General features: G+C 68.8%; 1 protein-coding gene. It reads left to right on the top strand.

All coding sequences use genetic code 11. From position 1 onward, the window contains the following. On the top strand, positions 1–237 hold a 237-nt coding region (locus ACM0OZ_RS49415), incomplete at both ends, for a hypothetical protein (protein WP_414590248.1).

Here is a 237-nt window from a genome sequence, read left to right on the forward strand (position 1 = left end):
GCGATCTCCAGATGTCTGGTCGAGGCGATGGGCGGCCGTCTGTCGGCGGTCAGCCAACTGGGCGAGGGGTCGACCTTCTCGTTCGAGGTCGGCCTGCCGCTCAGCGTCGGGGCCGCCGCGCCCCTTAGGGATGAGATCGGCGGCCTGAAGGGTCAGCCGCGCATTCTGGTGGTGGACGACACCCAGGCCAACCGCGAGCTGTTCTCGACCATCCTGACCAAGCTGGGCGTCCAGGCG

Source organism: Scytonema sp. PCC 10023, from assembly GCF_963920835.1.
GTDB lineage: Bacteria > Cyanobacteriota > Cyanobacteriia > Cyanobacteriales > Nostocaceae > Kalymmatonema.